Source organism: Catenulispora subtropica, assembly GCF_039531675.1.
GTDB lineage: Bacteria > Actinomycetota > Actinomycetes > Streptomycetales > Catenulisporaceae > Catenulispora > Catenulispora subtropica.
In genome coordinates, this window is record NZ_BAAAQM010000071.1 from 13,841 (window position 1) to 40,614 (window position 26,774).

Here is a 26,774-nt window from a genome sequence, read left to right on the forward strand (position 1 = left end):
GACAGGAGTAGACAGGGGGTTTACAGGTGGCCAAGAGAGTCGATCGGACCGAGTTCGTCAGCGAGTCCCAGTCCGGGGTCGGGACCGACGGGTCGATGCTGTCCTACGCGCCGGTCACTTCCACAAGCGTGCTCAGCGTGGTCGCGGGAGAGTGCCAGTGAGCAGCGTACCGGGGCTCGGCGGGCTGACCGGTGACCTGGTGGGTTGGCGGGAAGTCGTGCGCGAGCAACTGCGTGACATGGCGTCCTGCTTGCGGCGAGGGGCCTGCCGATGAGCGTGATCTCGAACTCTTGTCGGACTTCGCCGTTGGTGTACTCAACGATGTGCAACGGGTCGGAGCAGACGCCGATAAACCCCGTGACCTCCGCAGTGATACCGGTCTCCTCGCGGAACTCACGGATCGCGCCCTGAGCAGGCGTATCGCCGAATAGCGCCGCTCGTGACACCCCCGAACCTCTCGCTGTTGTAGGCCCCGAGCTCGTGAAGGCGCTCGCGAGCACATGCCTGGCCCGCTCGCCTACATCGTTCTCCAGTGGCCCGCGCGGTCGCCGCTGCGGATCCCGTCCAACCGTTGCCGCAGCGCATCGCGGTACCGAGGCTGCGTGGCAGAGTGCCGGAGCGGGCCAGTGAGCTGCATGAAGTCGCGCATACGCATGAGGGTCTCGAAACCGGGAGAGTCGCTGAGCTCGTAGTCGTAGGTTTCAGCGAAAGCCTGGGTCCAGGCGGTGTCGCGGCCGTAGCGTCGGGCGGCGTGCCAGGTCGGCACCAGGTCGACTTCCCGGGGGCCGATGCTGACCCAGTCCCAGTCGCCGAGCAGCAAAGCGGTCGAGCGATCGCGAGCGAGCAGATTGCCCGCCCAGGCATCGCCATGGATCAGGCCGTACGGCAGCTCCCAGCGGACGTCGGCGAGTTCCTCGCGCACCGCCGTGATTTCCTGCTTGAGCCAGATCAGGTCGTCGGCCGGGAGGACAGTGTCGGGGATGTTCTCGGCGAGCGCCGTCTCGAGCGACGTCAGCGGTTGCCATGATCCGATGCCGGAGGGCTGACCGTTGTCGTCGATTTGGTGGAGTCTGCGCAGCAGGGCAGCGAGGTCGGCCGAGGTGTATTCGAGTTGCTGAGGTTGCTGATGGTATTCCCAGAAGCTGGCGACGGCTCCGTCTGCGAGCCGGACTGGTTCTACGGCCCGGTACGGTGCGGTCGCCGGGAAATCGTGGGTTCTGGCGAGCCAGCCGGTCACGGCCTGGGTGAGCCGGACTCGTTCGATATCGGCCGGGCCCACCGTGATGCGGACCAGGACGTCGTCGGCGGGCAGGTGGAAGATGGTGTTGCTGTAGTTGTGGAGCAGCCGCGCGCCAGCGGGGTTGATGCCGCGGAGTCCACAGGCCGACTCGAGTTTTGTCTGAAGGAGATGGTCGATCCTCACGCCGTGGTGCTCCTAGACGTCGGCTTGGCCGGACAGCGCGAACGCCTCCTCGAGTTCCTTGACGCTGGCGCTATCACTGAAGTCTGCCAGACGCTGACGGGTCCGTTTGACTGCCGCCAAGGCTCGGGCGCTGGTGAGTCCGCCGATCAGCGGAATGCATTCGGTCATGACCGCGCAGGCCCGCTCGATGTCGACCCGTTCATCGGTGAGGTACGACAGCGCGAGCGTGGACTTGGCCAGCACGTCGCGCCGCGGCATCGCGTCACCCGCGGCGTGATCCAACTGGGCGGTGTCTGCGTGGCGTTGAACGTATGTGGAGCGGCCGAGGGCTTCGGAGGCGTACATCGACTCGACGGTCAACTGCCGGGTGGAGAAGAACGAGATCCAGGCCGGTTCCTCGCCGTGGCCGCGGTTGTCTAGGACGCGCTCGGCCTGGTTCAAGTGTTTGTCGCTCGCGGCGGCGTCTCCGGCCGCTGCGGCGGCTCGAGCGGCGATGGCGTAGCAGCGTGCAAGGGTGGATGGGGAGTTGCCGCGCCGCGCGGCGGCGATCGCAGCATGGGCTGCGTCGACCGCGGGGGAAGTCTGGCCGACGTAAATGGCCTGCATCGCCAGGTCGGTCAAGATGTGCGCGCTGAGCACGGGGTTGCCACCGGCGGCGGCAAGGCGCAGGGCGTGTACGAGATAGTGCCGACCGGTTAGCTGATGGCCGGCATCGAAGGCCATGAAACCGGCGACATCAGACAGGCGCGCGATCTCGGCCAGCAACTGTCGACCGACGTGATCGGTGTAGCTGCTGTGCAAGGCGAGCGGGATCGCGACGCTATTTAGGTAGTGGGCCAGGGTGCTTCTAGCGTGGCCGCCGCCGAGACGGTGGTCGGCGTCAGCGAATGCCTGCGACATGATCGACAGGGTCTGAACATCCGCCATCCCAATCTGGCGTCCCGGCCTGTCACGGTGAGCGGACTCGCCGTTTGGGGCGACGTTCGCCCAGGCTATGAGCGCGTCAGTAAGTGGTGCGGCGTCGACCTCTGCGGCTTCGCCGATGCGGCTGTTGATGTCGGCGCCGGTCATCTCGCCCACCGCGGAGAGGGTGTCGGCGAGGGTCGGCAACCACAAGGTGCTCGACAAGTCGGGGCGTCCCTGGCCGGCGGGCATCACGGGAAGCAGGTCGTCGGGGACGCCGAGTACCCGGATCCACATCAGAGCCTGCTGCCGATCCCGGATCTTCTTTTCGCCGCGTTGCAGGCGGCTGACTTCGGACTGGTCTATACCGACAGCTGCGGCTATGCGCACTTGCGTGACTCCGGTGTGGCGGCGATACAGCGCCAGCGCCGCCCCAACGTCCCAGCCACGAAGTGCCTGCTGGGCCTGGGCTGTGGACCACAGGTCGTCGGCGGGTGGCAGTTGCGGGCTGCGTGAACAGGCTCCGCACCGCTCGGTGGCGTTATAGCGGCTCAACACAGCGCTGCACACCGAACACCGGCGTACAGCCTGCTCGCGCATGAGCCATCCCCCTCCTCGGCCAAACACAGTCCGTGACGGCGCGACGCCCGTCGGGTTCCAACATCCCATAAACACCCATAGGCGCGCCGCGATAAACATCGCACCCTGATATTGCCCGACCGCGGCCAGCTGGCGAGTCCCGCCCCGCTGGCTGGCCGCCACCGGTGGGTGGGTCGCGCTGTGTGTTCCCCGAGAGACGCTCACACAGCTAGTGGGCTGGCGCGGCCGCTCGTACCACTCAGCGGCGGGGTTCGTCACGGCACGTGACGGCAGTTGATGACGAAGTACGGAGGAGGACGTCGATGGCGACCGGCACAAGCACGAACGCAAGGGTGGCCGAGAGCGCCATGCCCGAGTCCTCGACGAGGTCCTGCGTCGATGCCTCGAACGACGACCGCGCCTACTCCTCGACATCCTGCGGCTGGACCTGGGAGCGCGAGTGGGGGCCGACATGGGACAGCCCGGACGAGCTGGTCATGGGGCGCTTCGGGACCAACGGGGGTCTCGATGGCCGCTGAGTTGATCGACTCCCAGACGAGTGCCACGACCGCTGGGCCTGTGGTCGTAGCTCTGTGCGGGTCCAGGGCTGCCGAGTCAGTCCGTCAGGCCGAGGCAGACCTGACGCTTGCCGGAAAAATCGTATTGACGCCGTTCATGCTGCCGTACCTGGTTCCCACTCCAATGGGTCAGACCGAGCGCGACCGAGTCGCGGCGTTAGACCGCGCGAAGATCGCAACCGCAGACGAAGTGGTGGTGGTCAACCCGGAGCGGTATCTCACCGACTCGGCGATCGACGAGATCACGTTCGCGTTACGGCTGCGACGGCCGCTCTCATTCACCGAGCCGGTCATTGCGATGGGGCTTCGGAGCGAGTTGTTTGATGCCGCACTCTCCGGCTCCAAGACGATCGAGATCCGTCGACTGGATCCCAAACGCCTAACGCTGCGGCCCGGCGAGGTGATCCGCTTCCACAGCGGACAACGCTCGCTGCTCGCGCGGGCAAAGACGCTCCGCCGCTCGCCGTCTGCTACCGCGCTGATTTCCGGGCTAGATCCGTCCACGGTGGTGCCCGGAGCCGATCGCGACGAGATGGTGAAAATCCTCGAAGAGATCTATCCAGGACTGTTCGATGCCGAGGTCCCGGTGATCGCTATCGAGATTAACGTGCTCGGGGAGCTACCGGCAGAAAGCCCATTCCAGCCGCTTCCCACAGGCTGTTCCATCACCTGGCATCCGGGGCCGCCACCTGCCGACATCCCGGTGACTGGCGCGGCTGGCTGGCTGGTTGACCCGGTTGACGGCCGGGTCCTGGTCCAGCAGCGCGACAGCATCGACGGCGGGCGCAGGTTCACGCTGCCGGGTGGCCGCGGTGAACCAGTAGACGGTGATGATCCGCTGGCCACGCTGGTGCGTGAGTCGATCGAGGAGTCGCAGGTCGAGATCGACGCCGCGAGCGCGGTCTATCTGGGCTGCCAGATCGTCACCGGCCATCCGGATCACCCGGAGCCGTCCGCCAAGGCGTGCTTCGTCGTGCCGATCAGCCTGTACGAGCCCATCGCTCCGGACGTCGACGATCCGGCCGGTCGCACCTATCGACGGTTCATGACCTCGATCAGCGATGCCGCCCGGCTGCTCGGCCGAGGATGTGCTGGCCGTCACGAGGCGTCTGCCGCGCTGGTGGCCGCCCGCGCCCTGGGCATCTGCGTGGACACGCCCACATCGGCCGACTTCCGCGACGACGGTGACACGGTCCCGGTGATGAGCCGATGCCTGGGCTGAAACGGACCGGCCGGTTGGCCGACGACTTCTTCCTAATGGTCCACGACGACGTCCCCGGTCGATCCCGCCTCTCGGACCGGATCCTCGGCCTCGGCCTGGCCGGCGCACTGCTCGGTGAGCTGGCAATCCTCGGCGCGATTGGTATCGACGACGGGTCCGTGAAGCTCACTGGCCACGCTCTGCCGCCGGACCCGCTTGCTGCGGACGTGTATGGGGACTTGATGGACGAGCAGCCCCGTCCAGTCCGCGACTGGCTCAACTACCTCGCCCAGCAGGCCCCCGAGCGCGTGGCCAAGCGGCTGGAATCCGAGAACCTCGTGTACTTCAAGGCGCCACGCGTACGCCTGCCGGGCATCGCAGGCCGGTGGACGCCGACCGACATCACCACCGCCGGCTGGCCCGCGATCGACGTGAAACTCAAGGTCCACAACGGCCACGCAGACGTTCATCACCTCATGCTCTTCGGCCTGACCCGCGCCACGGGACTCAACCACCCCTCGCTGTGGGAGGTGCGCGAACTCCTCCAAGACCCAGCAGTCCTGCAGCAGACTCTGGCCCCGCTCCGCTCCAGTCCTCCGCTGCTGGAACTGCTGGCCCAGACCGAGGCCGCTGTCGGCAGCGCCGTCACCAGCCAGCGCATCACCTGACCACGACTCTCCATTACCACCAACGACTACTGACTCCCATCGAATTGAGGACGTCCATGCCCAGACGCTCACCAGCCAACAGCAAAGTCTCGACAGCACTGGCCAAGAACCGGCTCGGTGTCACCGGCGTCATGTTCTTCATCCTGGCCGGGGTCGCGCCGCTGACCGTGACCGCCGGGGTCGTGCCCGCTGCCTACGCCGCCACCGGCCTAACCAGCGTCCCGGCCGCGTTCCTGATGGTCGCGGTGGTGCTGGGCATCTTCGCCGTCGGATACGTCGCCATGGCCCAGCGCATCCCCAACGCGGGCGCCTTCTACGCCTTCATCTCCCAGGGCTTGGCCAAGCCCGCTGGCGTCGGCGGCGCCCTGGTCGCCGTAGTCGCCTACAACCTGCTGCAGGTCGGGCTCTACGGCATGATCGGGCCCTCCCTGCAGTCCTTCGCCGCCGACAACTTCCACATTAATGCGCCCTGGGGTGTGTGGGCGTTCGGCGCCTGGGCACTGGTGACCATCCTTGGGCTGATCCGTGTCGACCTGTCCGGCCGTCTGCTCGGCGTGCTGTCGACGATCGAACTGCTCGTCGTCGTCGCGCTGACCGTGCGTGGCCTGACGCACCCGGCCGCTGGCCGGATCAGCGCGGCGTCGCTGTCGCCGACCAGCCTCCGATTGGCCGGGTTGGGCGCGGTCATCGCGGTCGCAGTCCTCGGGTTCACGGGCTTCGAGCAGGCCCCCGTCTTCAGCGAGGAGGCCCGCAGCCCGCGGCGCACGATCCCGCTTGCGACCTTCGTGTCCCTCACCGTGATCGCCGTGATCTACGCCGCGGCCTCCTGGGCCCTCAACGTGCACTACGGAGACCAGGTGGTGGCGACCGCTCAGGGTCCTGGCAGCGCGACGATGCTGTTCGCCATGGCCCCGGGCACGCTGGCCAGCATCGCGCGCACGCTATTCCTGACCAGCTTGCTCGCTGCGGCGCTCGCGTTCCACAACGCGGTCGGCCGGTACATGTGGGCCTTGGGCCGAGAGCGGGTCCTGCCCTCAGTCATGGGCCGGACCGGGACGAACGGCGTGCCCCGGGCGGCCTCGGGAGTGCAGAGCCTGCTCGGCGCGGTGGCCATCACGCTGGCCCTCGTGCTGGGTTGGGATCCCGTGAACCAACTGTTCTTCTGGGGCGGCACTACAGGCGGCTTCGGAATCCTGCTGCTGTTGGCCGCCACCTCGGCCGCGGTCGTCGGCTACTTCGTCAAGGCGCCGGGCGACGAAACCGTGTGGCGGCGCCTGGTCGCCCCCGGCGTCTCCACGGCGCTGCTGGTGGTCATGGCCTGGCTGTGCGTCGATCACTACGACGTCCTGCTCAACGTGCCGCCCGGCTCGTTGTCTGCCAAGGTCCTGCCCGGGATCTTCGGCGTCACCGCGGTGATCGGGGTGGTCTGGGCCCTGATCCTGAAGACCATCCAGCCCGACGCCTATCAGGCCATCGGCCTGGGCAGCGCTGGCGCCCTCGTACGCACCAAATCGACGGCATCCAGCGCGGTAGCGACCGCGAGCGCAGCAGCACGCGCCGATGGGCGGGCGTGATGAGCACCCGCGCCCAGATCGTCATGGCGCAGCCGGAGGATATGGAGGCCCTGAGCGAGGTGATCGCGCTGTCCTTTCACGCTTTGGCCCCCTCGGTCTGGCTCATCCCCGACACCGATGAGCGCAGCCGGATCTTCCCCGGGTACTTCCGCCTCTACGTTCAGGACGCGATCGAGCGTGGGCGCGCCTACACCACAACCGACCGGACCGCCGCCGCCTTATGGATCCCCGTCGGCGAGGCCGGCGGGCCGGCGCAGTCCGACTACGACACCCGGCTGGCCGCAGCGACGGGGCCCTGGATCGACCGGTTCCGGCTCTTCGACGCGCTGCTGGAAAAACACCACCCGACAGGGCTACGCCACCACCACCTCGCGATCCTGGCGGTCGACCCGGACCACCAGCGTCGCGGCATCGGTGCCGCCCTGCTGGCCGCACACCATGGCCACCTCGACGAATCCGATCCGCCGACGCCCGCCTACCTCGAAGCCAGCGACGCCACGACTCGAAAGCTGTACCTCCGGTACGGCTACACCGACCACGGCGACCCCATCCAGTTGCCCGCCGGACCGCAGATGTTCCCGATGCTGCGCCGGCTAGTCCAGTGAACAGTCCTTCCAGGCAAGCCCGCCGACCTTCACGGAGTCAGGGCTGTGGCCGGCGCCGAGGCGGGGCATTCAACACCTTACGGAGCCACCCATGACCTACTTGGAAGCAACCGCTGCCGCGGCGTCTGGCCCCCCGCGCGCCCGATCCGGCGCCAAGCCGCTACGGCTGTCCGCAGGCGAGCTGCGGCTGGTGCGCGCCACCTCCGCGAACTTCGAGCAGATCGAGGCGTGGGCCGCAGCCGAGGGGTGGAACCCCGGCCGTGGCGACGCCGCCGTGTTCCTGCGGACCGACCCAGCGGGCCACTTCGCCGGGTTCCTCGGCGAGCGCCACGTCTCGGCGATAAACGTTGTCAACTACGACGAGCAGTTCGCATTCTGCGGGATGCTGTTGGTCGATCCCGCTCTGCGCGGCCAGGGCCTCGGCACGGCCACTTGGGAGGCCGCGATCGGCCATGCCGCAGATCGCACCGTCGCCGCCGATGTGCCGCCTCACCTGACCGAGGAGGCCGAGCAGTTGGGGTTCATCGCGGACTTCAGGACCATCCGGTTCGCCGGGCAGCTCCCGCCGGCCCGCCGCGTGGACCCGCACGTGCTCCCGGCAGTGGTTAACGAGCACCAGAGACAGATGGTGGGGTTGGACGCTGCTTGCTTCCCGGTCCGGCGGCCCAAATTCGCCGTTGCCTTCGCCACTGCCGCCGAGCACCACGCGTTGGCGTACGTCGATGCCAACGACAACGTCCACGGTTACGGGGTGCTGCGCCCGGGGCGCGGGATGGCCCGCATCGGGCCGCTGTACGCCGAACGCTCCTACATGGGCGCCGCCATCTTCGATGGGCTGTGCGCCCTGGCCGCCGACATGGGAGCGGTCGCCGTCAGCATGGACGTACCCGCCCAGAACCCGGGCGGGCGCGCAGTGGCCGAATCCCGCGGCCTTTCCCACATTGGCGAGGCACACCGGATGTACCGTCCCGGCGCTGGCGAACCCCGCTCGATCGACACCGACCAGCTGTATGCCTTGACCTGTCTGGGACTGGGGTAGGTGACGGTGGAGAAGTCCCGATCGTGAAGGACACCGCCTGCATCCTTGCCGCGATCGCGTTGCTAGCGCTGCTGTTCCTCGCCAAGCACAACCACACCATCCCGAACGCGCCGCCGGCCAGGACGCCCTCATCGGCGATGACGCCCTGACGGCATCAGCCGTTCTGTGTCAGCCGCACAGAACGGCCGCTACCTTGATACGACCTGCCTGCCTGGAGCTATCGGTGACCACTGCTTCGCGTCTCAGCGGCGTTTCCCCCGGTTCCGCGATGCTGTTCGTGCTTCGCCAGCCGTGCGGATGTGACGAATCCGCCATGGCTGACCCGCCGCGGTGCGGCCGCTGGCTACGCGGGCCAGGTGCGGGCGTCGTGGGCCGGAAAGAGGTGCCCGCCTACCCCGCCGGGGAACGCGTTCCGTCAGCAGGGAAGGCCGTGACATGCGGTCCGGCGAGCCGTCCGGCCGTGAGGCTGGTCAGTAGGCGGCGTCTGACTGCGGTATCAGAGCTGACCGGAGGGGGTCGATGACGTCGGTAGTTGCAGCCGCCGATCGGTTGAACCAAGGCACTGCGCGCGAGGCAGCCACTGAGACGGGCGCCAACGCCGATCCGTTGTACGGAACGGGATTCGCCTACAAAATGGGCTGGAATCGGCACGACGGAGCCCGCACCATCGGCTTCACCAAGATCGTGCGGCGGCTGCCGTCCTTGGTGGCGCTGTGCGCGCGCCTGTCCTGGCGGGCCGATCGCAGTGCCCTGATTATTGTGGTTGGCTGTGAGCTGATTTCCGGCGCGGCCACGGCCTTCGGGCTCTTCGCAACCAGCGGGGTACTACGCGCCCTGCTTGCCGAGGGCCCGACGCCGGCCCGGGTGAAGGCGGCGATCCCGGCGATGATCCTCGTTGGGGTGTTCGGGTCTACGGTTGCGATCCTGGCCGCGGCCGGGCACGCGGCCTCTGGCCGGCTCAAACCGCGGGTCCAGCGTGTCGCCTTCGCTGAGCTGCTCGCCAAGGCTGTGCGCGTAGAGCTGCTGCAATTCCGCCAGGCTGACTACCACGACCTGCTGGATGCCGCGCAGTACGGCGCCGGATGGGCGGAGTTCGTCATCGAAGAGCTCGTCGACGTCGTCTCCGCCACGATGTCGCTGATCGCGGCGGCCGGAGTCCTCACGGTTCTGCACCCGGCGCTGTTCCCGTTGCTGCCGCTGATCGCGTTGCCACGTGGCTGGGCTGCCTATCGGTCCATCCAGCGGCGCAATACCTCCCGCCTGGCCTGGATCCCCAAGACCCGACGCCAGCGCTCCCTGGCCGACCTGCTGGCCGCCACCGGGCCGGCCGAGGAAGTCCGGGTCCATGACGCGGGCCGGTTCCTGCTGGGTCACTACGAACGCCTGGCCGCCGACTCCGAGGCCGAACAGGCACGCCTGGCCCGGGCCGAGGCCAGAACGAACCTGATCGGCGCCGCACTGTCCGGCATCGCGACCGCGGCCACCTACGCGCTGCTGGGCCTGCTGCTCATGCACGGCATCGTCCCGCTGGCCACCGCAGGCACCGCCGTGCTGGCCATCCGCACCGGCACCAGCCAGTTGTCCGTCCTGATCTCCTCAGTCAACAACGCCTTCGAATACGGCCTCTACGTTCAAGATCTCGACGATGCCTGCCGCACGTCGGCGACCATCGCCATCCCCGTCGGCGGCACCACCCCGACGTCCCCGCAGCGCATCCGCGCTGAGAACCTGACCTTCACTTACCCCAACACCGACGCCCCAGCATTGGACGGCGTCGACCTGGACATCGAATCCGGACAGGTCGTCGCCCTAGTCGGGCACAACGGCTCTGGAAAGACGACTCTCGCCCACGTCCTGACCGGTCTCTATCTCCCCGACGCCGGGCGCGTCACCTGGGACGGAGTGCCGACCACGGAACTGGACCGTGACGCGCTGTTCGAGCACGTCGCCATGCACTCCCAAACCTTCGAGCGCTGGCCGTTCCTGCTGCGCGCGAACGTCGCCATCGGCCGCCACAGCGCCGAAGCCACGCCGACGGCGCTGGCCTCCGCCGCCGAGCTCGCCGGCGCCACAGACATGATCGCCAAACTCGCGGACGGCTGGGACACCTTGCTGGCACCCGAGCACCTCGGTGGGGTCGACCTGTCCGGCGGACAATGGCAGAAGGTCGGCCTGGCCCGTTCATTCTTCCGTGATGCCCCGATCTTGGTGCTGGACGAGCCGACTGCGGCCCTGGATCCCAGGGCCGAGGTGGAAGTGTTCGAGCGTGTCCGGGAGCTTGCCGGAGGACGCACCGTGCTTCTGATCTCGCACCGCCTGTACTCCGTCAAGAGCGCTGATCGAATCTTCGTCATGCAGGACGGACGGATCCGGGAGTCCGGAACCCACGACCAGCTCATGGCGGCCGGCGGAGAATACGCCGAGCTCTGGCACCTGCAAGCAAGCCAGTACGCAGCCGACGAAGCGAGCCAATGATGGTTACCGGGATAGTGGAGCAGGACCCACCCCAGAAGGCACGGCTCGACAGTACCGGCCCTGCTTGATGGCTGACCACGGCGGTGAAGCGGTTCACCTCGGCAGTCGGGGATGCAGGGGGCTTCAAGACATACTGCCTCTGCGAGGCCGTGGGCCAGGACGACACGCGGGGAACCAGCTGCGTCACCGTCGGGCCGACCAGCTCATGGTCCAGAGCAGAATGGGAAGGACGACGTGATGGGCCTGCGAACATCTGACGGCACCTCGCGCGGGAGAAATGCGTTGGGGCGCGCTGCCGTCGTGCTGGCAATGGTGTCGCTGGTGATATCTGCGACCGCTGGCGCGGTCCTCGGGGCCGCGGAGCATGACCGGACGTGCCCGCGTGCGCACGGATTGCAGTTTCTGACGACTGAGCAGTTCAATCGGATCTACTACGCATGCGGGCGCTGATATCGGCTTAGATCTCCAACAGCCGTCGCAACTGCGGCACCGCGACCTTCTCTTCCACGGCATGGATCACGGTCATGCCCAACGCCGCAGCTGGCGGCAGATTCTGCTCCGAGTCGTCCACGAACACGCACTCCGAAGGCGTCATGCTCAACTGATCGCAGGTCAGCTCGAAGATCCTCGGATCTGGCTTCCGAACCCCATGCTGATCGGAGAAGACCGTCACGTCGAAACGGCCTGGCAAGTCGTAGAGCGCGTACGGATCGAACGGCGCACGCCCGAGCGAATTCGTCACCACCGCCGTGGCCATCCCGGCGGCACGGGCATCCGCAGCCAGCTTCAGCATGTCGTAGGCCGGATCCATATCCGACAGCAGCCGTCCCATGAGATTCTCTGGCGCTATGCCGACCAGCGCTGCCGTCCCGGCATTCCACTGCTCCTGGCTGATCTCGCCAAGTTCCAGTTGCTCGTACAACCGCTGCCCAGCCGGCGTGCCCCAACCATCGCGCAGAAACGTCATCGGCCGAAGGCCCTCCCGTTGCTCAAACCGGGCAAACACCTCCACCATGTTGTCCGTCAGCACCCCAGCGAAGTCCAAGATCAGGGCGGTGAAACGCGACGAGGCCATGAAGAACAGCGTACTCAGCACGTTTCATGAGCCCAGCACGCCGAGCTGTGTTCAAGAATTGGTCGACCAGCTACGCAGAATTCACACCATCCAAAAGACCACCGCGGCGATGACTCGTGCGGCATAAGCGCCCCAGGGAGAGTGCGTGACCAGCAGCCCCGACCTCAACGAGGAAGACCTGCGCCAGGCCCGCACCGTGTGGGACTACCACCTGATGAACCATCCGAGGCGGCCGTGCGATATCGCGGTTGGGCTGGGTGGCTGCGATCCGGGCGTGGCGTTGTATGCCGCCGAGCTCTATCGATCGGGTCTGTTCCCGCGCATTGTTTTCACTGGCGCCACCAGCGATGCCACCGCTCACCTGTTTCCCAAGGGTGAGGCGTACGCGTTCCGTGCCCTGGCGGTCGAGAACGGCGTGCCGGGGGCCGCCGTCCTGGTCGAGCCACGCGCGACCAACACTGGCCAGAACATCCAATACAGCCGCGAGGCTCTGGACGAGGCCGGCATCACGGTCCGGACCGCAATGTTGATCTGCATGCCCTACATGGAGCGCCGCGCGTATACGGCTTGGCGACGGCAGTGGCCGGAGCTCGACGTCGTGTGTGCCTCCCAACCGATCGCCTTCGATGACTACCTCGCCTCGTTCGACGATCCCCGCCTGGTCATCGACTACATGGTCGGGGACCTTCAGCGCGTCATCGAGTACCCGAAGCGCGGGTTCGCCGTCGAACAAGACATTCCGGAGGACGTCCATGCCGCACTCAAGCACCTGGTCACCGCAGGATTCGAAAGTGCGCTCCTCAAGCCCTGACACCAGCCAGGCAATATCAGAGCCAGCATGCGCAATCCACCAGCCGAACCCCGGCCACCCCGTTGAGGTGTGATCATAAATCGGAAAGTACGGAAATCATCCTCTGCGGCGAACGGCACCTTCAGCTGATCGCGACGGCGACCAGCGCGCCTGCGAAGATGTACGGCGCGAACGCGAGCGTCTTGTCCCGCGCGGACCCTCTCCTCGCCATCCGCAGCACGGCAACGGCTGCTGCTAGGACGAAGGCCAAGAGGGCACCGAACGCCGTCGTCCTCCAACCGACGTAGCCGAGGAAGATCCCGCAAAACCCGGCGGCCTTGCAGTCACCGAGCCCCAGCTGGCCCGTCCCGAGCGCGAGCGCAAGGTAGGCCGCGAACGTCGCGCAACCTGCCAACAGAGCCCTTCCCAGGGCGCTGTATGTACCTTCGCAGTGTGCTGACAGCGCCAAGAGTGCTACAGCGGCAGGCAGGGCCGGGATCAGGATCCGATCGGGCACTTTGCGGACGGCGATGTCGATCGCGGACAGCGGGAGCGCGACCGCGACCAGCGACAGGTAAGCCGCCAGCTCGATACCGACGCCGAAGCGCACGCCAATCGCGGCTCCTGCAGCCGGTCCGGCAATGAGGATCCCCCATTCGGCCGACTGAGTGTTAACGCGTCTGACGGCGTCATTGTCCGACTGCGAGGCAGTTGAGCGCGCAGCACGTACGGCGAGTACGCCGGCCGCCGCACCAACCGCCACGCCGCTGACCAGTGCCAATGGCTGGCAGTGGAGGGTCACGCGCGCACCCTTCAGTCGTTGAAATTGAGACAAGCACACGAGTTGACACGAGTCACCGTATGCATCATATGTCTACATGTTTCTGATCACTCGGTATCAATTTAGACAAGGGGTCTAGACCTGGCAGTCGGGCTCGGGTGAGACTGTGGCTCCAGATCAGCAGGACTTGTCCCATTGAGTCCGTGCTGCCCTTCTACGGGGGATCAATGATGAGGGTCACGGGGTTGCAGCGTCGTGCCGCGATGCTGGTCGGCGCTGCGCTGACATTGAGTTCGCTGGCCGCGTGCGGTGGCGGGGGCGGAGGGTCGACGCCCGGTGCCGCGCCGCTCAGCGGCACGAGTGGTTCGGCCTCAGCGTCCAGCAGCTCGACAAGCGCTCCGGCGACGTCCGCGCCGTCCAACAGCGGTACGCCTGCCGAGGCCGCCCAGGCGGGCCAGGATGCGGTGGCCGCCTACCGCGCAGCCTTTGCCGACTGGCAGACGGCCGGGGCGACGTCGAACTATCAAGACCCCGTCCTGACTCACCACATGTCCGGTCAGGCACTTTCCTATGTTTCCGGGGCTTTGAGGGTCGACCAGGTCCAAGGTTCTGTGAGCAAGGGTGCTCCGGTACTGCATCCGACGATCGGCCAGCTGATTCCGCCAAATGATCCGACCGAGGTCGTCATCAACGACGTGATCGACACGCGGCCCTGGCTCCAGTACACGACCGACGGACACCTGTACAACGACACCCCGGGCGGATGTCGCCAGACGCAGGCGCTGGTGGTGAAGAAGGACGGCGTGTGGAAGGTCGATCAGTTCGCCATTAACAAGGTGGGGACCGGGAAATGCTGACCGGTATACGCCGCAGTGGAGCTGCTGCGGCGCTCGCCGCTGGCGCCGTGGCGCTGCTTGGAATCTCAACTGCGTACGCCGGCGACAGCGGAGGCCCGGGCACACAGTGCCCGACAGGTGGTTCGACCTGCACCGTGACCGTCGTGACTCCTGGCTCGCCGGGCAGCACCACTACCAGCAGCCCCACGGGCGGAGCCTCGGGCGGGACCTCGACCTCGGGGTCGGGCGGGACCTCGACGTCGACTCCGACGCCACCCGAGCCTTCCATGGTAAACGGTTCGTGCACCTACACGCCGGACCCGACCTACCAGCCGCTGAATGATCCCCACGCCGGAGAGAAGGGCGCGTGGTATCTGATGACGTGCCCTGACGCTGTGAAGCCCGGGAATCCGCCAATTGCGACCACAGTGACGTCCGAGGTGTGGCTGGCTACCCCGCCGCCGGCGCCGGTGTTGCCATCACCGGCGGTGCTGGCGGCCGAGGCGCAGAAGAAGCTGCAGCTGCCGGCTCCGACGATCGTGTCGAACCCGCGGCCTGGACTTCCGCAGCTGGTGTCCGTGCCTATGTGGGCGTGGACTCCCCGCTCGGTGTTTACACCGGTATCGGCGACAGCGGAGGTGCCAGGTGAGTCGGTGACGGCGACTGCCACGCCGGTGTCGGTCGCCTGGGACTTCGGCGATGGCTCGACTACGACTTGCGCGGGTCCGGGAACGCCGTTCCCGACCGGTGGTGACCCGGAGGCTTCGTCGCCGGACTGCGGTCACACCTACACCCACTCCTCGGGTTCGGGCACCTACACCGTGCGCGCGACGATCACCTGGAACGTCACCTGGGCCGGAGCCGGCCAAGTCGGCGCGTTCAACGGCATGACGACCACCGCCTCCGAGCAGGTCGTCGTCCAGCAGTCTCAGGCCCTGATCACCGGCGGCTGACCAGCGGGCCCGAACAGCCTCTCTTCTCCGTCCCTCGACGCAACACCACTTGTGAGGTCCCCTGTGACTACCCCCATGCCTTCCACCCGGCTGCCTCGGAGTCTGCCGCGCCCGGGCAAGAGCCCTGGCGCTGCGGGCCCGACATCGCAAGCCGGACCCGGGCAGACGCGGGTGGCCGCCTCCGGCCGTAGGCGTGCCCGCCCGTACGTGGTGCTGGGCGCGGTGTTGGCGGTCGGCGGGGCGTTCGCGTTCGCCGGGGCGTTCTCGCACCTGAGCGGGAAGGTCTCGGTGTTGCAGCTGGCCCGCCCCGTCCACAGCGGTCAGATCCTGTCCGTCGGGGACCTGCGCAGCGTGGAAGTCGCCGCCGGGGCGAACGTGCCGCTGATCGCCTTGTCAGCCTCTGGCTCGGTGATCGGGCATCCGGTGGCGATGTCGCTGCCGGCCGGGACGCTGCTGTCCCCGGCTGACCTGGGCAGCGTGGCGCTGCTGGGCGGGCAGGCGATGGTGGCGGTCCAGGTCAAGGCCGGTGCGTTCCCGACCGAGCTGGCCTCCGGGCAGAAGGTGGCGGTGGCCGCGGTCACCCCGGCCGGCGCGGGCGCGGGGGTGCAGGTGGTGGTGCCCTCGCTGCCGACCGCCACGGTGATCTCGACGACCGCGGCCTCGGATTCCTCGGGGTCGATATCGGTGACCTTGCAGACCGACAGCTCCTCGGCCGGGCAGATCGCTTCGATCCCGGCCGGTCAGGTGCAGCTGATCGTCGTCGGCTCCGGCACGGGGAGCTGAACATGCTGGTCACAGTGGGTTCGATCAAGTCCGGCTCGGCGACCACAACCGCGCTGGCCCTTGGGGCGACCTGGCCGGGGGACGCCACGGTCGTGGTGGTGGAGGCCGACCCGTCCGGCGGCGACGTCGCGTCGCTCTTCGGCCTGGAGCGCGAGCCGAGCCTGGTCTCGCTGAGCGCCGCCGCCCGAGCCCGGCACGAGGTCGGGGTGCTGACCGAGCACGCCCAGGCGTTGCCCGGTGGGCTGCGGGTGGTGGCCGCGCCCCCAGGTGCCGAGCAGGCCAGCGGCGCGGTGGGTCTGCTGGGCCGGGACGCCGGCCCGCTGTGGAAGGCCGCCGCAGCGGCCGAGGACCTGGTGGTGATCGTCGATGTCGGCAGGCTGGACCCGGGCTCGCTGGCGCACGCGCTGGTGGCCGCCGCCGATGCGGCACTGCTGGTGGCCCGGCCGACCCTGAACGAAGCGCACGCCCTGGCGGCCCGGCTGGACGGACTGATCGGCGCTGCGGAGGCGGCCGGGACCCGGCTGCATCTGGTGCTGCACGGCGAGGGCTACCCGGCCGAGCAGGTGTCGGCCTCGCTGGCGTTCCCGGTGACGGCGCACCTTCCGCACGACGCGAAGGCTGCGGCGATCTTGTCCGGGGCAGGGCGGGGCGAGCTGCGCCGCACGGCCCTGGCCGGCGCCGCCCACCGGCTCGGCACGGCCCTGCTGGCTGAGCACACCGCTGCGCAGGCAGACGCCGCGACCCCGGAGATGACACAGGTTCTGGGCATGGAGGAGGTGGCGTGATGTACGGATCTGATGGATCGATCGAGGCGGGTTCGACTGAGCGCGAGCGGGCCGTGGTGGCCGCGGTCCGCCAGCGGGTCGGGTCGTCTCTGGCATCCTGGGCCGCGGACAAGGACCTTCCGGTCGCGGAGCGGGAAGCCCGGGCCCGAGAGATGATCGCCGACGCGCTGGCCGAGCTGACCCGCAACGCGATCGCCGGCGGCAGCGAGGTGCTGCAGCGCGACGCCGAAGCCCGGATCACCGAGGCCGTGATCAACGTGCTGTTCGGGCTCGGCGGCCTACAGCCGCTCCTTGATGATCAGAGCATTGAGAACATCTACGTAAATGGCCACGACGCCGTGTTCGTGGACACCACCTCCGAGAAGGGCAAGCGCGTCGGGCCGGTGGCGGGCTCCGACGAGGAGCTGATCGACATGATCCGGCTGGCTGCGGCCCGCACCGGGGTGGAGGAGCGGCGGTTCGACCGGGGAAGCCCGGAGGTGAACCTTCAGCTGGCCGACGGCTCCCGGATGCACGCCATCGCCTGGATCACCCCTGCCCCGGCGATCACCATCCGCCGGCACCGGTTCACTCAGGTCCGGCTGGCGGACCTGGTGCAGCTCGGCACGATGACGGCCGAGATCGCCGCGGAGCTGTCGGCGTGCACGCGAGCCAAGAAGAACATCGTCGTCGCAGGGTCCACCAACTCTGGCAAGACGACGACGTTGAGGGCGCTGGCCGCGGAGATCGCACCGCACGAGCGTCTGATCACCATTGAGGACACGCTCGAATTGGGCCTTCATAAGGCTCCTGATCAGCATTACAACGTGATCGCCTTGCAAAGCCGCGAGCCGAACACCGAAGGCGAGGGTGCGATCACGCAGGCGCAGTGTGTGCGTGCCGGGCTGCGGATGTCCCCGGACCGCGTGATCGTCGGGGAGGTCCGCGGTGACGAGGTGCTGCCGATGCTGGCGGCGATGAGCCAGGGCAACGACGGCTCCATGACCACCGTGCACGCGAACAGCACCACCGGGGTGTTCACCCGGTTCGCCACCTACGCCGCCCAGGCCCCGGAGCGCCTGAGCCTGCAGGCCGCGAACATGGCGATCGCCGGGGCCGTCGACGTCGTGATCCACGTGGCGAAGATCGGCGGCCGTCGTGTGCTGACCGGCATTCTGGAGGTCGAAGGTTTCGACGGCACCCAGGTCACCTTCCAGGAGGTCTACAAGCCCGGCCCCGACGGTGCCGCCGTCTTGGCCCACGGCTGGCGCCACCAGACCGCCGCCGAACTCATCGACGCCGGCGCCGACGAGGCGCTGTTCACCCGCCGGTGGGCAGCGTGAACGCCGTGACCGCCCTGATCGTGGCCGGGTTCGCGGTCGCGATCGGGCTGGTGCTCATCGTCCGTGGCCTGGCCGGGGACGGCCAGGAGCCCACCGCGGCGCCGAGCCGCTTGGATGCGTGGCGGGAGAAGCTGGCCGAGCCCAAGATGGTGCGCCGTCTGGGGATCTCGTTCGGCGCAGCGGTGCTGGCCGGGGTGTTCACCGGCTGGCCTGCCGCGGCACTGCTCGCGGGCGGGGTCGCGTGGTTCGCCCCGTCCCTGATGGGCCGAGACACCTCCACCAAGACGGAGGTGGCCAGGATCGAGGCGATTGCCTCCTGGGCGGAGCTCCTGCGCGACACGCTGTCGGCCGCGGCCGGCCTGGAGCAGTCCATCCTGGCCAGCGCGACCGCGGTCCCGGCGCCGATCCGCGAGCAGGTGCAGTCCCTCGCCGGTCGGCTGCGGGCCGGCGCGACGATGGAGGAGTCGCTGAAGGCGTTCGCCGCCGAACTGGCCGATCCAACCGCCGACCTGATCATCGCCGCGCTGCTGCTGGCTTCCCGGTCCCAGGCCCGTAACCTGCCCGAGGTCCTGGGATCCCTCGCGGAGGCGACCCGCGCGCAGGCGGCGCTGCGGCTGCGCACGGCGGCCGACCGGGCCCGTACCCGCACCTCGGTGCGGATGATCACGGCGGTGGTGATGGCGATGGCGTTCGGGCTGATCATGCTGAACCGCTCCTTCCTGGCTCCGTATGACACGCCCACCGGGCAGCTGGTGCTGCTGCTGGTCGCATCGCTGTTCGGCAGCGCTCTGATGTGGCTGAACAAGATGGGCGCGGGCAAGGCCCCGGCGCGGTTCCTGACCCGCCTGGATGGCCCTGCCGCGGCGGCCAGTCGTCGGGGGCGGCGATGACTGCGTGGATGCTGCTGGCCGGCGCCGGATTCGGCCTGGGGCTGACTCTGCTGGCCCGGGGGCTGTTCCCGCCCAAGCCGACCCTGGCCCAGGCGCTGGCGGATCTGAACCGGGCTCCGGCACCGGTGCGGATTCTGTCGGCCGACGACGGCGGCTGGGCCGCCCGGTTCGGCGGCCCGCTGGTCGGGCTGCTTCAGTCCTGGAACCTGCCGGGCGAGAAGGTCGCCCGCGACCTGCAGGTGCTGGAGCGCTCCGCGCGCCGGCACCTGGCCGAGAAGGCCGTCGCGGCGTTGGCCGGTCTGCTGCTGCCGCTGGTGCTGACCGCCGTGCTGGCCGTGGCCGGCGTGGTGCTGCCCTGGTCGGTCCCGGCCTGGGGAGCCCTGGCGTGCGCCGCGGCCGGGTTCTTCGTCCCGGACCTGACGGTGAAGTCCGAGGCCACCGCGCGGCGCATGGAGTTCCGGCACGCTTTCACCGCCTTCATCGACCTCGTGGTCATCGGGCTGTCCGGCGGCGCTGGCGTGGAGGCCGCGCTGGATCAGGCCGCCCGGATCGGCGAGGGCTGGTCGTTCACCGCGATCCGTAAAGCCCTGGACGCCGCCCGGCTGTCCCGGGTCGCCCCGTGGACCACGCTCGGGCAGCTCGGCGTCGAGCTGGACGTGCCAGTCCTTGAGGAGATAGCCGCCTCGCTGACGTTGGCCGGCGTGGAAGGGGCGAAGATCCGCACCTCCCTGTCGGCGAAGGCCGCCGCGCTTCGCGCCCACGCCCTGTCCGACGCCGACGCCGACGCGCAGCAGGCCACCGAACGCATGGCCCTGCCGGTGGTGCAGATGTTCGCAGGGTTCTTGGTGTTCATCGCCTACCCGGCCCTCGCGCACGCCTTGGGGGCGCTATGAAAACGCCACCGCGACCCCGCACGCGCTACGCGGATCGCCGGAGCCGCGCTCGACCGGCTGGACGCCGGCGGCTCATCCACCTCGCCCAGGGCTGAATGCCCATCACGACTTCCCCCGGGACCTTCGCCCCGGGTGGGACGCGCCGCCGCCGGCGGCGCAGCACCACCGCACAGGCACACCACGAAAGGCACCACGATGTCAGAGCTGATCCCCCTGAAGGCCATGTTCGACGGGCTCAAGGCCCGCCTGGCCGCGCTGCGGGAGAACCCCGAGTCCGGCATGACCACCGAGTACGTGATCGTCGTGGCGTTGATGGCCGCCGCCGCGATAGCCATCGTCGCGATCATCGTCGCGAAGGTCACCGCCAAGGCCAACGCCATCCAGACCGGGTGACGCACGCCCATATATCAATCTATTGGCAAATAGTGAGTGTGCGAGAGGAGTGTGGCGCGATGCCGGAACAGAACGTCGAAGCGGGACCGCCTGTGCGGCATCGCGGCCTGGCCGGGCGCGTTCGCCGTCTGCGTGAAGACGGCGAACGCGGCTCGGTCACCACAGAACTCGTGATCGCAACCCCGTTGCTGCTGTTGCTGGTGCTCCTGGTGATTCAGTTCGGACTCGTGTGGCACGCCGAGCAGGTCGCGCAGACCGCAGCCTCCCAGGCGGTCAATGCCGCGCGGGCCCAGAACACTTCGGGCGCGGTCGGGCAGGGCCGCGGCGAGCAGATCCTGTCCCAGCTCGGGCAGGGGGTGCTGACCAACGACTCCATCTCGGTGGCCCGCGGCGCCGGTCAGGTGACCGCGGACGTGCAGGGCCAGGTCGAGTCGATCATCCCCGGCTGGCACCCCTCGGTGCACGCCCACGCCGCCGCCCCCGTCGAGGTCTACGTCCCCTAACCCCGTCAGTTCACGAATCCCGAACCCGATCGAAGCAGGAGAAGGCGATGAGCACTGCACCACGCGCCGCCGGCGTGCGCTCCGTGCTGCGCGCTCGCCTGGCCGCGCTGCGCGCGCACCCCGAGTCCGGGTCCACCACGGTCGAGCTGACGCTGCTGGCACCGGTCTTCATCTTGTTCTTTCTGCTCGTGGTCGCCCTCGGCCGGGTCACCGTCGCCCACGGGAAGGTCCAGGACGCCGCGTTCGCCGCTGCCCGGGCGGCGACCCTGGCCCCGAACGCCGCCGCGGCGGCCTCGGCGGCCGAGTCCGCCGCCGCCCAGTCCCTGGCCAATGCCGGCGTGGTGTGCCGGTCCTTCAGCGTGCAGGCGTCCGTAGGTTCCCTGGCCCCGGGATCACAGGTCAGCGTGCGCGTGGACTGCACCGTCGGCATGGCCGACGTCGCGGGGCTTCGTCTTCCGGGCGCCTCGGCCCAGTCTGCGACCTCCGTTTCGGTGGTTGATCGTTTCCGCAATCTGGACGGCCCGGCGGGAGGCAACGCGCCATGAACCGTCGCATCAAAGCCCTGATCGCTGCGGTGCGGGCGCGTGCCACAGCCACCGGCGGGCCGGAGGACGGGGTGGCCACGGTGTTCGTCGTGGTGATCACCGCCGCGCTGCTGGTGATGGCCGGTCTGGTGCTCGACGGCGGTCGAGCGCTGGACGGCAAGTCACGGGCGGTGGAAGAAGCGCAGGAAGCGGCGCGGGCCGGGGCGCAGGCCCTGGACCTCGACGCATTCCGCACCAGCGGACACGGCTCGCTGAGCCCGGGCAAGGCGATGGCCTCCGCCCAGTCCTACCTGGCCGCCACCGGCGATTCCGGGACCGTGTCCGTGAACGGCGCTGCGGTCACCGTGACCGTCACGCGCGTGGAGCACACGCAGATCCTTCAGATCGTCGGCCTGTCCACGCTGACCTCCACCGCCTCGGCTACAGCGACCGCCGAGCAGGGCGGGTGAGCCCCGTGCCACCGACCTCCACCTGTCGCCGCCCCAACGCCACCGACCGGAAAGCCAGCACCGTGACCGCACGCCGAACCCCCGCCCCGATCCGCGCGATCGTCGCTGTATTCAAGGCGGTGTTCCTCACCGTCCGCGCGGCGTTCGCCGTCGCGCTCGGCGCGGCGGTGCTCGGCGGGCTGCCCTGGGCACTGGTGCGCTTCGCCGGCTGGCCGCTGCCTCACCACATGCTCTCCGCCGGCCAGCTGAAGACTGATCTGACCTCGCCGATTCTGGGCGACCAGTTCTACCTCAACGCGATCGCGATCGTGCTGTGGTTTCTGTGGTCGATCCTGGCGTTCTCGTTCCTGCTGGAACTGATCTACGCCGTGCGCCGCATCCCGGCCCCGCACGTGCCGGGCCTGGGTCCGGCGCAACTGCTGGCCGGGTTCCTGATCACCGCGATCGGCGTCACCGCCCTGCTCGGCCGCTCCGCGGCCCCCGCGCGCGCCGAGGTCTCGACGGTGGTGCCGAAGGCCCGTACTGCCACCACCGCCCCGGCGACCATCAGTACCCCTTCCGGGCTGCGCAGCGCCTCGGCGCTTCCGGTCCGCGAGAGCGTGCACCACGTGGTGCCCGGAGACAGCCTGTACAAGATCGCCGAGCAGGATCTCGGCGACGGCCAGGACTGGCCGGCGCTGTTCAAGGCGAACGCCGGCGTCGTGCAGCACGACGGACAGCGCCTATCCGACCCGAACCTGATCCTGCCCGGCTGGGACATCACCATCCCCGGCGCCGCCACGATGCCCGCGACCGCCGCACCGGCCCCAGCATTGACGCCACAGGTCGCGGCACCGGTCACGACGATTCCGGCTACGCCGGCCCCCGACACCCGGTCGGCGACGGTCCCCTCCCACCCCGTGCCGTCGCCCGCCCATCAGGCGCCGACGGCGCCAGAGGGCAGCGCGCCGTCTTCCTCCCGGCCGGTGCCGACCGCCCCGGCTCGAAGCGTCGGCGAGCGGCCCGCCGCGTCGTCGGCTCGTCACGCCGACGGTCGCGGCGGCGCGGGCTCGGGGCTGTGGATCGAGCTGGCCGGCGGCGGCGTAATCGCCGCCTCCACCCTGCTGGCGCTGCGCGCCGCGGCCGGCCGGCGGCACAAGCTGCGCTCGCTGTGGGCTAACCCGTATTGGCCGCGCCCGGGCGAGGTCAAGCCGCTGGACACTCCGCAGATGCCGCGGGCGCTGCGGCCGGCACGCACCATCCCCTTGACCTCGGCCGAGCCCCAGGACACCGAGGAACTGGTCGAGATCAGCCTGTTGGACGCCTTCGGCGCTCCAGCCGACGCGACGACTCCCCGCAACGACCAGAAGTCTGAGATCGTCCCACCCGGTGCGATGCCGGCCGGGCAGGGCCGCGAGCCTTACGCTCAGGCTGGCGAACCGACCCAGGCGGCCGTCCTGGCCGTGCCGTCGGCGCCCGACGCCGACCAGGACCGGGAGGACGACGCGCCGGTGTGGATGCCGGTGGCCGTCACCAGTGACGGAACCAGTGTCGGGCTGGCCGATCTGTTCCCGGGTCTGGGCTTGAGCGGGCCCGGAGCCCTGGGGGCCGCCAGGGCGATCGCCGCGGCGGTGCTGTCCAGCCGCAGCCCCGAGGAGTTCGGCTCGATCCTGCTGATCCCGCGCGCCGATGCTGCGCTGCTGCTGGACGTGCCCGAGGCCCAGGTCGATCAGCTGTGCCGGGACGTGTGGCACCTGCGGATCGCCGAGGATCTGGATGCCGCCGTCACGGATCTCGCAATGGACGCCGCGGCCCGCAACGCCGCGCTGGCCGATAACGACGTGCCGGACTTCGAGGCCCTCGCCGAGATCGACGAGCTGCTGGACGATCCAGAGCCGGTGGTGCTGCTGGCCGTGACCCGCGGCGCGCCGGACGAGCGCACGAAGGCGTCGCTGGTCCAGCCGCAGCACCTGCGCCTGCACTCGGTGCTGCTCGGCGCCCACCCGGCCGGCGCCAACTGGCGCATCGACGCCGACGGCGAGGTCCTGTCCGGTGCCGCCGAGACCGGCGTGTACGCCTTCAACTTGTCCACGGCCGGGCTGCGCTCGGCACTGGATGTGGTCACCGGGCCCGCCGACAGGCCCTTGATCGTGGCCACGGACCCGCGCGGGCCGCTCGCGGCACCCGACAGCATCGAGGCCGCGGCGATCGACGAGCCCAACGACGCCGCACCCACGGAACCGGCTGACGCTTCGTCCTTGACCGACACCGACGGGTCGAGGGCCGGTGACGCCGACGAACACGTCGGGACCGACCGTGTCCCAGCCGAAGCCGACAACGACGAGGTGACACAGGTCGAGCAGCCGCACGGCGCCGGTGACGACCCGAGCCCGTTCCAGGTGGGCGCGGAGCCCGCGCGCGAACCGTCCGCACGCGACGACGCGGAATCGGAGCAGCATCGCAGGTCCGGCGACGGCGCCGCCTCCTCGGCAGCGCCACCGCCGGCGCCGGTTCCTGATCCGCCCCGGGCGTCGGCCGGGTCCGCAGGCAGTCGCGAGCGCTTCGGGGCCGGGCTCGCCCGCCTGGCAGAGCTTGACGCCGACGACGCCGGTGCGACGTTGAAGCAGATTCAGGAGATCCTCCAGCGGTTCTCCTCCACCCCCTGCCAGATCCGGGTCTTGGGCCCGTCGACGCTGACGACGTTCACCGGCCCGGTGGAAGGCAACGTCCGCGAAGGCTCTCGCAAGTTGGCGGTGCTGCTGGCGCTGCACCACGCCCGTGGCCGGTCCACCAAGGAGCTCGGCGTGCTGTGGCCGGACGTGCCCGAGGGCAAGCTCGCCCACATCCGCAAGAATGACCTCTACGATCTGCGCCGCAGTCTCAAGCGCGACATTCTGGCCGGGCGCGGCCCCCGGCACGGATACGCCGCCGAGTTCGTTCCCCGCCGCTCCGGCCGCTACCACCTGGACCTGAACTACGTCGGCGTCGACTTGGCCTGCTTCGAGCAGCTGCGCGCGATCACCGCGCGCGCCACCGACACCGAGGTGCGCAAGGCCGCGGCGACCGCGGCGCTGTCGTTGTACAGCGGCGAACTGGCCGAGGGCATGGACGAGGACTGGATGATCGCCCCGCGGGTGGCCGTGCGCCGCGACGCCCTGGCCACCGCCAGCCTGCTCGCCCAACTCGCCACCGAGGCCGGCGACGACGAGCGGGCCCTCACCTGGTGGGAGCGGGCCCGCAGCATCGACGACAACGAAGAGGTCTACCGGCAGATCATGAAGGCCCAGGGCCGGCTCGGCCGGCGGGCCGACATCATCGCCACCCGCGACCTGTTGGAGCAGAAGCTTGAACCCTTGGGCGAGTCGGCGTCGCACGCCACCCGCATGGTTCTGGCCGAACTGCTCTCCGAGCAGCGCGGCATTCCCCGCGACCGCATCGGCACCCCCTAAGCCAGCCGAACCGCCAGGCCCTGATGGGGCGGGCGTGGCCTCCGCGACGGGGGACGCGGAGGCCACACGTCCACCGTGGCACGACGACGACCCCGGCACCAGATCACGCACCGTCGGCACCGGGACCGACGAAGCGTCGGCAATCGCAGCGTCTGGATTCCAGCGGGCCGCATCCTCGGTGCGCCGCAGGTAAACGGCCCTCTTGTGGCTCAGCGCTTCAGTTGGCGAGTTGAGTGTTGCAATCGGCGGGCGAGCCGATCTCATCCCGGCAGCAAACTCTCTCGTCGCTGGCATGACCGAGACGCTGCGGCCGAGCGGTCGAGGCGGTCTCGTCTTGCTTGGCCCGATCAAAGTGAGATGATGAGGACGCAGTCTGAACCGCCCACCTGCGGGCGGGTAGGTCTGCGCTCACCCCCGGTAATGAACTTGCCGGGGGTCTTACATTATGGTCGGTTTACGTTGGCCAGAGAACAATACCGGGAACTCCTCCGGCCAGCTGATTAGCGGGCGCAAATCGTGCGAGCCCCAGCTCGTCCCACATTCCTTGAGGACAGACAGTCGAGCGTTGTGGAGGAGGTGGGTAATGTCTACGGTATGCAGCGTAGGCGCACAGGTCGGCTAGTTGAATAAAATACGATTGGCGGGAGTCCCGTGACACTGGGTCATCGACTAGCCAACGTGCAGGGTTCCGAAGATAACCTGTTCCAAACCTGCTTCCTGCGACATTGGCTCGTCGGGCCTTGCGAGCGAGGGTGCGTATGAGTGCGGCCTCACCCTCGTCGTGGACAAGCAAGAGAGGGGACCCGCTCTTGGTGGTCAGGCGCTCAATGCGCTGGAACAGGTACTCCCAGGCGATGTCTCGCGGATCTCTTGATTGGTCTTGTATGAGATCTTTTTGGATCACTATGGCGAATGCGCTGAGTCCAAGCTTCTCTAGCAGTCGGAGATGTTGGCGATAAATATCATGCCGAATTCCATCGCCGAGACCCAGTTTAGAGAATGTACCGCTGCCCCGGATTAGATAGTTTGCCTTTACTTCATCCCTAATGGGAACGCCAAAGGACCTTCGCAGAAATCTTCGGAATCCGATCATTCCGTCAAAAGCTGTCGGCCAACCCATAGATGGAACGAGGACGCAGCCCAAGGAGAAGGTGGCCGACGCCTTGTATCCGCTATTCCCAGACTCGTCGACGTAGGCGATCCACATACATCGATCGTCACCTGAAGGGGTCCAGCGTGCCAGTTGGCGACGAGGCCGGCCGGCAAGGCATGCACCCGCAGGTTCTTACAGGCGCCGCCTCAG

27 protein-coding genes are annotated in these 26,774 nt (G+C 68.7%); 22 read left to right on the top strand and 5 right to left on the bottom strand.

Annotated elements, in window-relative coordinates:
* Positions 1 to 26 precede the first annotated feature (26 nt).
* Positions 27 to 161 carry a hypothetical protein gene (locus ABD466_RS38975; protein WP_344662361.1) on the top strand — a complete coding sequence of 45 codons (135 nt, stop codon included), beginning with the start codon at positions 27 to 29 and terminating at the stop codon, positions 159 to 161.
* 356 nt (positions 162 to 517) lie between these two features.
* On the opposite strand, the gene ABD466_RS38985 is transcribed toward ABD466_RS38975, so the two are convergent.
* Both ABD466_RS38985 and ABD466_RS38990 read right to left on the bottom strand, forming a co-directional pair.
* Positions 518 to 1,423 carry a phosphotransferase gene (locus tag ABD466_RS38985; protein WP_344662320.1) on the bottom strand — a complete coding sequence of 302 codons (906 nt, stop codon included), beginning with the start codon at positions 1,421 to 1,423 and terminating at the stop codon, positions 518 to 520.
* 12 nt (positions 1,424 to 1,435) lie between these two features.
* A complete protein-coding gene (locus tag ABD466_RS38990; protein ID WP_344662321.1) occupies positions 1,436 to 2,926 on the bottom strand; it encodes a helix-turn-helix domain-containing protein in 1,491 nt (496 codons plus the stop codon).
* A gap of 302 nt (positions 2,927 to 3,228) precedes the next feature.
* Here ABD466_RS38990 and ABD466_RS38995 point away from each other — a divergent pair, with 302 nt between their 5' ends.
* The 8 genes from ABD466_RS38995 to ABD466_RS39030 all read left to right on the top strand — a co-directional run bounded on the left by ABD466_RS38995 (position 3,229) and on the right by ABD466_RS39030 (position 11,045).
* Positions 3,229 to 3,444 (top strand): hypothetical protein, encoded by a 216-nt coding sequence (locus ABD466_RS38995; RefSeq protein WP_344662322.1) that lies wholly within the window; start codon positions 3,229 to 3,231, stop codon positions 3,442 to 3,444.
* Positions 3,434 to 4,705: an ASCH domain-containing protein gene (locus tag ABD466_RS39000; RefSeq protein ID WP_344662323.1), complete on the top strand. Its 1,272-nt coding sequence runs from the start codon at positions 3,434 to 3,436 to the stop codon at positions 4,703 to 4,705. The genes ABD466_RS38995 and ABD466_RS39000 overlap by 11 nt, the downstream gene beginning before the upstream one ends.
* Positions 4,706 to 4,719: 14 nt before the next feature.
* Positions 4,720 to 5,352, top strand: coding sequence for a GPP34 family phosphoprotein (locus tag ABD466_RS39005; protein WP_344662324.1), 633 nt, complete (start codon positions 4,720 to 4,722; stop codon positions 5,350 to 5,352).
* Positions 5,353 to 5,408: 56 nt separating this feature from the next.
* Positions 5,409 to 6,926, top strand: coding sequence for an APC family permease (locus ABD466_RS39010; protein WP_344662325.1), 1,518 nt, complete (start codon positions 5,409 to 5,411; stop codon positions 6,924 to 6,926).
* A gap of 23 nt (positions 6,927 to 6,949) precedes the next feature.
* Positions 6,950 to 7,531: a GNAT family N-acetyltransferase gene (locus ABD466_RS39015; RefSeq protein WP_344662326.1), complete on the top strand. Its 582-nt coding sequence runs from the start codon at positions 6,950 to 6,952 to the stop codon at positions 7,529 to 7,531.
* A 91-nt stretch (positions 7,532 to 7,622) separates the two neighbouring features.
* On the top strand, positions 7,623 to 8,570 hold the full coding sequence (locus ABD466_RS39020; RefSeq protein WP_344662327.1) for a GNAT family N-acetyltransferase: 948 nt from the start codon (positions 7,623 to 7,625) through the stop codon (positions 8,568 to 8,570).
* Between the two features lie 23 nt (positions 8,571 to 8,593).
* The gene (locus ABD466_RS39025; protein ID WP_344662328.1) at positions 8,594 to 8,719 is read left to right on the top strand and encodes a hypothetical protein; all 126 of its coding nucleotides are present in this window, start codon (positions 8,594 to 8,596) and stop codon (positions 8,717 to 8,719) included.
* A gap of 370 nt (positions 8,720 to 9,089) precedes the next feature.
* Complete coding sequence (locus ABD466_RS39030) at positions 9,090 to 11,045, top strand: ABC transporter ATP-binding protein (protein WP_344662329.1); 1,956 nt, start codon at positions 9,090 to 9,092, stop codon at positions 11,043 to 11,045.
* Positions 11,046 to 11,502: 457 nt separating this feature from the next.
* On the opposite strand, the gene ABD466_RS39035 is transcribed toward ABD466_RS39030, so the two are convergent.
* Positions 11,503 to 12,141, bottom strand: a complete 639-nt coding sequence (locus tag ABD466_RS39035) for an HAD-IA family hydrolase (protein WP_344662330.1) — start codon at positions 12,139 to 12,141, stop codon at positions 11,503 to 11,505.
* 124 nt (positions 12,142 to 12,265) lie between these two features.
* Between ABD466_RS39035 and ABD466_RS39040 the strand changes: the two genes are divergently transcribed.
* Entirely contained in the window at positions 12,266 to 12,931 is a 666-nt protein-coding gene (locus tag ABD466_RS39040; protein ID WP_344662331.1) for a YdcF family protein, read from the top strand.
* 121 nt (positions 12,932 to 13,052) lie between these two features.
* Here ABD466_RS39040 and ABD466_RS39045 read toward each other — a convergent pair whose 3' ends face one another.
* Positions 13,053 to 13,712, bottom strand: coding sequence for a prepilin peptidase (locus ABD466_RS39045; RefSeq protein ID WP_344662332.1), 660 nt, complete (start codon positions 13,710 to 13,712; stop codon positions 13,053 to 13,055).
* Between the two features lie 182 nt (positions 13,713 to 13,894).
* Between ABD466_RS39045 and ABD466_RS39050 the strand changes: the two genes are divergently transcribed.
* The 12 genes from ABD466_RS39050 (at position 13,895) to ABD466_RS39105 (ending at position 25,471) form a co-directional block, all read left to right on the top strand.
* On the top strand, positions 13,895 to 14,548 hold the full coding sequence (locus ABD466_RS39050; protein WP_344662333.1) for a hypothetical protein: 654 nt from the start codon (positions 13,895 to 13,897) through the stop codon (positions 14,546 to 14,548).
* 632 nt (positions 14,549 to 15,180) lie between these two features.
* Positions 15,181 to 15,480: a hypothetical protein gene (locus ABD466_RS39055; protein ID WP_344662334.1), complete on the top strand. Its 300-nt coding sequence runs from the start codon at positions 15,181 to 15,183 to the stop codon at positions 15,478 to 15,480.
* 75 nt (positions 15,481 to 15,555) lie between these two features.
* On the top strand, positions 15,556 to 16,263 hold the full coding sequence (locus tag ABD466_RS39060; RefSeq protein WP_344662335.1) for an SAF domain-containing protein: 708 nt from the start codon (positions 15,556 to 15,558) through the stop codon (positions 16,261 to 16,263).
* Between the two features lie 2 nt (positions 16,264 to 16,265).
* Positions 16,266 to 17,048 carry a CpaE/TadZ family protein gene (locus tag ABD466_RS39065; RefSeq protein WP_344662336.1) on the top strand — a complete coding sequence of 261 codons (783 nt, stop codon included), beginning with the start codon at positions 16,266 to 16,268 and terminating at the stop codon, positions 17,046 to 17,048.
* Positions 17,048 to 18,370, top strand: a complete 1,323-nt coding sequence (locus ABD466_RS39070) for a TadA family conjugal transfer-associated ATPase (protein ID WP_344662337.1) — start codon at positions 17,048 to 17,050, stop codon at positions 18,368 to 18,370. The genes ABD466_RS39065 and ABD466_RS39070 overlap by 1 nt, the downstream gene beginning before the upstream one ends.
* Entirely contained in the window at positions 18,367 to 19,260 is an 894-nt protein-coding gene (locus ABD466_RS39075; RefSeq protein ID WP_344662338.1) for a type II secretion system F family protein, read from the top strand. Before ABD466_RS39070 ends, ABD466_RS39075 begins: the two co-directional genes overlap by 4 nt.
* Entirely contained in the window at positions 19,257 to 20,153 is an 897-nt protein-coding gene (locus tag ABD466_RS39080) for a type II secretion system F family protein (RefSeq protein ID WP_344662339.1), read from the top strand. The genes ABD466_RS39075 and ABD466_RS39080 overlap by 4 nt, the downstream gene beginning before the upstream one ends.
* 195 nt (positions 20,154 to 20,348) lie before the next feature.
* Positions 20,349 to 20,546, top strand: a complete 198-nt coding sequence (locus ABD466_RS39085; RefSeq protein ID WP_194909583.1) for a hypothetical protein — start codon at positions 20,349 to 20,351, stop codon at positions 20,544 to 20,546.
* Between the two features lie 59 nt (positions 20,547 to 20,605).
* On the top strand, positions 20,606 to 21,049 hold the full coding sequence (locus ABD466_RS39090) for a TadE/TadG family type IV pilus assembly protein (RefSeq protein ID WP_344662340.1): 444 nt from the start codon (positions 20,606 to 20,608) through the stop codon (positions 21,047 to 21,049).
* 47 nt (positions 21,050 to 21,096) lie between these two features.
* Positions 21,097 to 21,594, top strand: coding sequence for a TadE family protein (locus ABD466_RS39095; protein WP_344662341.1), 498 nt, complete (start codon positions 21,097 to 21,099; stop codon positions 21,592 to 21,594).
* The gene (locus ABD466_RS39100; RefSeq protein WP_344662342.1) at positions 21,591 to 22,043 is read left to right on the top strand and encodes a pilus assembly protein TadG-related protein; all 453 of its coding nucleotides are present in this window, start codon (positions 21,591 to 21,593) and stop codon (positions 22,041 to 22,043) included. The genes ABD466_RS39095 and ABD466_RS39100 overlap by 4 nt, the downstream gene beginning before the upstream one ends.
* 62 nt (positions 22,044 to 22,105) lie before the next feature.
* Positions 22,106 to 25,471: a BTAD domain-containing putative transcriptional regulator gene (locus ABD466_RS39105; protein ID WP_344662343.1), complete on the top strand. Its 3,366-nt coding sequence runs from the start codon at positions 22,106 to 22,108 to the stop codon at positions 25,469 to 25,471.
* Positions 25,472 to 25,925: 454 nt separating this feature from the next.
* Here the strand turns inward: ABD466_RS39105 and ABD466_RS39110 are convergent, their stop codons facing one another.
* Positions 25,926 to 26,678, bottom strand: coding sequence for a DUF3800 domain-containing protein (locus ABD466_RS39110; RefSeq protein ID WP_344662344.1), 753 nt, complete (start codon positions 26,676 to 26,678; stop codon positions 25,926 to 25,928).
* Between the last annotated feature and the right edge of the window lie 96 nt (positions 26,679 to 26,774).

What these genes read in the sequence shown, in the direction of transcription:
- ABD466_RS39080 (WP_344662339.1), top strand. Translation starts at nt 19,257, where the DNA reads ATGACTGCGTGGATGCTGCTGGCCGGCGCCGGATTCGGCCTGGGGCTG.
- ABD466_RS39085 (WP_194909583.1), top strand. Translation starts at nt 20,349, where the DNA reads ATGTCAGAGCTGATCCCCCTGAAGGCCATGTTCGACGGGCTCAAGGCC.
- ABD466_RS39000 (WP_344662323.1), top strand. Translation starts at nt 3,434, where the DNA reads ATGGCCGCTGAGTTGATCGACTCCCAGACGAGTGCCACGACCGCTGGG.
- ABD466_RS38995 (WP_344662322.1), top strand. Translation starts at nt 3,229, where the DNA reads ATGGCGACCGGCACAAGCACGAACGCAAGGGTGGCCGAGAGCGCCATG.
- ABD466_RS38990 (WP_344662321.1), bottom strand. Translation starts at nt 2,926, where the DNA reads ATGCGCGAGCAGGCTGTACGCCGGTGTTCGGTGTGCAGCGCTGTGTTG.
- ABD466_RS39090 (WP_344662340.1), top strand. Translation starts at nt 20,606, where the DNA reads ATGCCGGAACAGAACGTCGAAGCGGGACCGCCTGTGCGGCATCGCGGC.
- ABD466_RS39110 (WP_344662344.1), bottom strand. Translation starts at nt 26,678, where the DNA reads ATGTGGATCGCCTACGTCGACGAGTCTGGGAATAGCGGATACAAGGCG.
- ABD466_RS39010 (WP_344662325.1), top strand. Translation starts at nt 5,409, where the DNA reads ATGCCCAGACGCTCACCAGCCAACAGCAAAGTCTCGACAGCACTGGCC.
- ABD466_RS39070 (WP_344662337.1), top strand. Translation starts at nt 17,048, where the DNA reads ATGTACGGATCTGATGGATCGATCGAGGCGGGTTCGACTGAGCGCGAG.
- ABD466_RS39100 (WP_344662342.1), top strand. Translation starts at nt 21,591, where the DNA reads ATGAACCGTCGCATCAAAGCCCTGATCGCTGCGGTGCGGGCGCGTGCC.
- ABD466_RS39095 (WP_344662341.1), top strand. Translation starts at nt 21,097, where the DNA reads ATGAGCACTGCACCACGCGCCGCCGGCGTGCGCTCCGTGCTGCGCGCT.
- ABD466_RS39020 (WP_344662327.1), top strand. Translation starts at nt 7,623, where the DNA reads ATGACCTACTTGGAAGCAACCGCTGCCGCGGCGTCTGGCCCCCCGCGC.
- ABD466_RS39030 (WP_344662329.1), top strand. Translation starts at nt 9,090, where the DNA reads ATGACGTCGGTAGTTGCAGCCGCCGATCGGTTGAACCAAGGCACTGCG.
- ABD466_RS39065 (WP_344662336.1), top strand. Translation starts at nt 16,266, where the DNA reads ATGCTGGTCACAGTGGGTTCGATCAAGTCCGGCTCGGCGACCACAACC.
- ABD466_RS39015 (WP_344662326.1), top strand. Translation starts at nt 6,950, where the DNA reads ATGGCGCAGCCGGAGGATATGGAGGCCCTGAGCGAGGTGATCGCGCTG.
- ABD466_RS39060 (WP_344662335.1), top strand. Translation starts at nt 15,556, where the DNA reads ATGCCTTCCACCCGGCTGCCTCGGAGTCTGCCGCGCCCGGGCAAGAGC.